Origin of the sequence: Dolichospermum sp. LEGE 00246, assembly GCF_015207865.1 — a bacterium.
Taxonomy (GTDB): domain Bacteria; phylum Cyanobacteriota; class Cyanobacteriia; order Cyanobacteriales; family Nostocaceae; genus Dolichospermum; species Dolichospermum heterosporum.
In genome coordinates, this window is record NZ_JADEWA010000343.1 from 1 (window position 1) to 5,905 (window position 5,905).

General features: G+C 40.2%; 4 protein-coding genes. All 4 read right to left on the reverse strand.

Features of this window, described 5'->3' with window-relative positions; genetic code table 11:
• The coding region (locus tag IQ228_RS19170) for a hypothetical protein (protein ID WP_228043955.1) at positions 1–244 on the reverse strand (244 nt) is incomplete at its 3' end.
• Between the two features lie 14 nt (positions 245–258).
• Positions 259–1,566, reverse strand: a complete 1,308-nt coding sequence (locus IQ228_RS19175; RefSeq protein ID WP_193963963.1) for a glycosyltransferase — start codon at positions 1,564–1,566, stop codon at positions 259–261.
• Positions 1,567–1,611: 45 nt separating this feature from the next.
• Positions 1,612–2,676 (reverse strand): NAD-dependent epimerase/dehydratase family protein, encoded by a 1,065-nt coding sequence (locus IQ228_RS19180; RefSeq protein ID WP_193963965.1) that lies wholly within the window; start codon positions 2,674–2,676, stop codon positions 1,612–1,614.
• Between the two features lie 731 nt (positions 2,677–3,407).
• Complete coding sequence (gene glgB / locus IQ228_RS19185; RefSeq protein ID WP_193963967.1) at positions 3,408–5,699, reverse strand: 1,4-alpha-glucan branching enzyme; 2,292 nt, start codon at positions 5,697–5,699, stop codon at positions 3,408–3,410.
• Between the last annotated feature and the right edge of the window lie 206 nt (positions 5,700–5,905).

The window sequence follows — 5,905 nt, forward strand, 5'->3', positions numbered from 1 at the left end:
ATACAGCACCAGTAATTAAATATCCTAATGGTCCATAAGTAAATATAATTTCTTTTCCAAAAATCAATTGTTTTTGATTCGCTTGGCTAATTGCATAAGACCAGGACGGATCTAATCCCATTTGTATTGGACTAGGTAGAGGAAGAGAGGCAATAAAAACGTATATAAATAAGATAAGACTGGGGAGCAAAAGTTTCCATCTAATTGACTTATCAAATTCTCTTGCTATTGAATGATCATTCATAAAATCAACTCCTTCTAAATTACCTTGTGCTTTCTATTTACCAACTGAGCCTGATTACGCCGATAATCTCCTCTAGAAAGATATTTTTCTAGCCACGCATAAAGAACAATAAACAAGTAGCGGCTACCCATCTCCTTCAGCTTCAGTTTAGATACTCCCGTGGCGCGGTTTTGCCAAGTAATGGGCATAATTGTGTAGGAATATCCCCTGATAATAGCCTTGAGAGGTATTTCTACTGTTAAATTAAAGTGATGCGATAGTAGAGGCGAAATACCCTCAATTACTTCCCGACGATATGCTTTGAAGGCGTTGGTTGTATCATTAAACTTCAAGCCAAATAGGATTTGAATAAATAAATTAGCCAACCGATTCACTAATAATTTGTGCATCGGATAATCAATGACTTTACCTCCTTTAATAAACCGAGAACCGAATACACAATCATATCCTTCTTGCAGTTTATAGTAGTAATCAACAATATTTTCTGGTGCATCAGAACTATCTGCCATGACAATGGCTACCGCATCACCTTGAAAATTCTCTAAGCCGCAGCGTACAGCAAAACCAAACCCGTTGGGATAATAGTTATTGATATAACGGACTTGACTATTTTCAGAATTTAGCTGCTGCAATAATTCTTCTGTTTGATCACGACTGTTATCATTAACAACTAGAATTTCGTAAGCAATCTTTTCTTGTTCTAATATTTTGCTAATGGACTCAATAGTTGGGACAATACAACCTTCTTCGTTATGAGCAGGAATGACAATAGAGAAAATTTTAATTCCTGTTAAATTGTCTAATTTAGGGTATTTGGGGTGAGAAGATTTATTCTCTAATCCAGGAGCTAATCCTTCAGGATAATAGATTTTTGTAGTAAATTGTGTTGGTGTTTGATCAGATTGAACTGGGGTTTTAAATACTAAGCGATCGCTAATCAAATAGTTAATAACCGCACTTAATAATACACCTACTAAGGTATTAATGGCGTAATTAACTCCTAACCTATCTAACAAAGGAAAGAGAATGAAGATCCGAGTAATTACAGCAGCCCCAGCGGACAGATGATAAAGGGGAATTTGTCGCCATAATACTTCTCTTATTGTCCAAACACCTCCCGGCCAAACCCAAACCCGGTAGATGAAAAAACTTGCTAACAGAGATAATTCAATTGATACTGCATTAGCCACATTGCGTAAAGTAGGGGTGTTAAATCCTAGCCACTCAATCAGACAAAATATCAACAATAAATTGATGACTGCTGCAACACCACCACCGATGAGAAACTTAAAAACTTTTTGCCGAAATAGCTTTTTCAACATGGTAAGCAAATCCCAAAATAACAAGTGCTTAAAACTAGGGTATCCTTAGCTCCATCGGCTGATGTTTTCGGCAAAAATTTCTTTCAAAATGCCTGTCACTGTATAGGTTAAATCCCAGTTAGGGTAGTGATTTTTGAATTTCTGAACATCACTAATCCACCAAATGTGATCGCCAATTCGATTGGATTCTTCATAGCTCCAGGTTAACTTTTTATCAGCGATAAGTTCACAATGCCCAATTGCTTCTAACATTGAACAATTACTAAAACGACTGCCACCAATATTATAAACTTCAGCTACACGGGGAGCTTGATAAAAGTGGTAGAAAGCATTAACTAAATCATAACTGTGGATGTTATCACGAACTTGTTTACCCTGATAGCCATATACTTGGTAAGGCTGCCCAGTCATGGTACATTTCATCAAGTAAGATAAAAAGCCATGCAGTTTAGTTCCAGAGTGACCAGGACCAGTTAAACATCCTCCCCGAAAACAAGCTGTTTTTATGCTAAAATAACGCCCGTATTCCTGGACTAAGATATCTGCCGCTACTTTAGAAGCTCCAAATAGCGAATGTTTGCAGTTATCAATACTCATGCTTTCATCAATACCCTGGTTGTAGGGATGTGTCTCTGCAATTTCCCAGCGCAGTTCTTGTTCAATTAGGGGCAATAAATTGGGAGTATCACCATAGACTTTATTAGTAGAACAAAAGATAAATACGGCTTCTGGACAATATTGACGGGTATTCTCTAATAACACCAATGTACCATTGGCATTAACTGTAAAATCAGTGTAAGGGTCTTTAGCCGCCCAATCGTGGGAAGGTTGAGCCGCAGTATGAATAATCAGACTTATATCTTGACTATAGGTTTGAAATATTTGGGAGATGGCCTTGTGATCACGAATATCAACATTATGGTGGATATATTTATCACCATAATCTTGTAAAAGGCGATCGCGGTTCCATTCTGTTGACGCATCCTCACCAAAAAAAACCTGCCGCATATTGTTGTCAATTCCAACAACTGTAAAACCGCGATCGGCAAAAAACCTGACTGATTCAGAACCAATTAGTCCAGCAGCCCCTGTTACCAAAATCATACTCATACAAACAAATTTAAATGGTATACTCAACACTGCTTAATTATTTAATTTAAGCGGATAGGGGTAAAGCACTGCTCATAGATGTCAACTTAAGTTGAAAATGGCTTATCTGTTGGCTTCCATACCCGCCCGGAAATGAATTTCCGGGCTAATAGCGAAAGTAAACTAAAGTTTACTCAAAAATTTCCGAGTTATTTAGGGACTTCCAATTAAAAAAATACCCAAAAATTTCTTGTGGTGCGGGACGAATTGCCCGCTAATTATCAAGGACGGGCAGGATGCCCATCCCACAAAATTGGGTAATTTATTTTTTGGTGTTCCTTAGTCATCAAAAGACAACTTCTGCTATTAGACTGGGAATATAGCTAACGCCACGCTACGCTATCATTCCTAGGCGGGCTACAGATTTTAGCATATTACCATGTAGCATACTTATAGTCAATTCATAGTACATTAATGTTTACAAATAAAATCCCTAACAAGCACACAGGGTGAGCATTAGAGATCTCCAGAAATTAAATAAGTAATTGGACAAAAATATTTACAGTCATTGCGAGCGAAGGGAAGCAATCACAACCCTTGCGATTGCTTCATTTCACTTCGTTCCATTTGCAATGACATTGTGTAATTAATTCTGTCCCATTAAATATGCGTTTCCTAGAACCTTTGTAGAGACGTTCCATGGAACGTCTCTACATTCTTTTCTGGAGATGTCTATTGCCCACCCTACAGGATTATTCCATCACCTGTGCAGATTTCTGTTTATCCAACTTGAGCATCAACACGCCCAAAGGAGGTAAACATAAATCCAAGGAATAAGGACGATTGTGTAAAGACCAATCATCAGTCCACTTACCACCTAAATTGCCCATATTACTACCGCCATACTGACGAGCATCACTATTGAACAACTCAGTATAAAAGCCCTTTTCTGGCACACCAATGCGGTAATGAGAATGGGGTTGAGGTGTAAAATTACAAACCACAATCATAAAATCGTCAGAATTCTTGTCACGACGGACAAAGGAAACCACACTATGGCGGCTATCAGTACAATCAATCCACTCAAACCCCGCTTGATCAAAATCTTGAGTATATAAAGCTGGTTCAGAACGGTAAAAATGGTTAAGAGACTGGAAAAAATCCTTCAACTGTCGGTGTGGTTCAAACTGTAATAGATGCCATTCCAAATCAGCCCAAGCATTCCACTCACTCCACTGTCCAAATTCCATGCTCATAAACATGGTTTTCTTGCCGGGGTGAGCGAACATATAAGTAAACAGACAGCGGATATTAGCTAACTTCTGCCATTCATCACCGGGCATTTTGCCGATGATATTACTCTTACCATGCACCACTTCATCGTGGGACAGAGCTAACATGAAGTTCTCACTGTGGTTGTACCACATACTAAAAGTAATATTGTTTTGATGGAATTGGCGAAACCAAGGGTCCATGCTGAAGTAATCCAGCATATCGTGCATCCAGCCCATATTCCACTTTAAGTTAAAGCCCAATCCGCCCGTATAGGTAGGCCAAGATACCATTGGCCAAGATGTGGACTCTTCCGCAATGGAAAGCACACCAGGATAATAACTAAATAACAAGCTATTAACTTGACGTAAAAAATCAGCAGCTTCTAAATTCTCTCGACCACCGTATTCATTAGGCAACCATTCTCCTGGTTCTCGGCAATAGTCCAGGTAGAGCATGGAAGCAACCGCATCAACACGAATTCCGTCAATGTGGTATTTATCGAACCAGAACAGGGCATTAGCCACTAGGAAATTACGGACTTCATGGCGATTGTAGTTAAATACTAAAGTCCCCCATTCTTTATGTTCACCTTTGCGAGCATCAGAGTGTTCATACAAGTGGCTACCATCAAAGAAGGCTAAACCATGACCATCTTTGGGGAAGTGGCCAGGAACCCAGTCTACAATGACACCAATACCATTGTTATGGCATTCGTCCACAAAGTACATGAAGTCTTCGGGTGTACCAAAACGGGAAGTAGGCGCAAAATAACCGGTTACTTGATAACCCCAAGAACCATCAAAGGGATGTTCGGCAATTGGTAACAGTTCTAAATGGGTATATCCTAATTTCTTGACGTAGGGAATGAGTTTGTCTGCTAGTTCCCGATAAGTCAGAAACCGCGCACCGGGTTTTAGTTCGGAAACGACAACTACAGGTTCGGTTTCTCCATTGGGTAATTTGGGAGGTTCTGCACTAGCAGCGTGTAACCAAGAACCTAAATGTACTTCATATACGGAAATGGGTTGGGTCAGGGGGTCAGTATGTCGCCGCTTTTCCAGCCAGTCTTCGTCATTCCATGTGTAGGAAGTTAAGTCGGTAACAATAGATGCTGTTTTTGGACGCGGTTCTTGCTGGAAACCGTAGGGATCAGATTTTTCGTAAATATGTCCTTCAAAATTTTTAATTTCGTATTTGTAATGTTCTCCTACACCAATTTCGGGAATAAACAATTCCCAAACTCCTGTGTGTCCTTTCCGCATTTGGTGTTTGCGTCCATCCCACAGGTTAAAATCTCCTAACAAAGAAACGTTGCGGGCATTGGGGGCCCAGACGGCAAAGTAAACGCCTTTAACACCATCTACTTCTGTGGGGTGCGCTCCTAATTTTTCGTAAATGCGGTGATGGTTGCCTTCACTAAATAAATGTAGATCAAATTCTGTTAAGTGGGCAGAACGGAAAGCGTAGGGATCATTAACTACCCGCTCATGTTCTCCTTCTTTAATGCGTAACTGATAATTTTTCAGTTCTGTGGTTTCAATGGTGCATTCAAAAAAATGAGGATGATGCACTGTGTCCATTGGGTATTCTTTCCGTTCCTCTGGAAATACTACATAAGCAGCACTGGCATTTGGCAGGTAGGCTCGCACAGCCCAGACAGTTTTACCATTTTGCTCTATGAGATGAGAACCCAGAATTTCAAAGGGATCGTGATGTTGATTCCCAACAATGCGATTAACCTGTTCAGGGGCGACTGTGGTTGTGGACATGAAGCTACCTATGTGATATATGGGGATTAACTAAATCTACTTTTTAACATCTATTCATATTCTCGCATCTTTGTCGCCACTGTCAGTTGTTAGTTGTCAGTGGTCATTGGTCAGTTGTCATTGGTCATTGGTCATTGGGAAAATTCTTTCTCCCCCCACCTCCCCTACCTCCCCTCACCCCCCCTCCCCCCCCCCCCCCCCCTCCC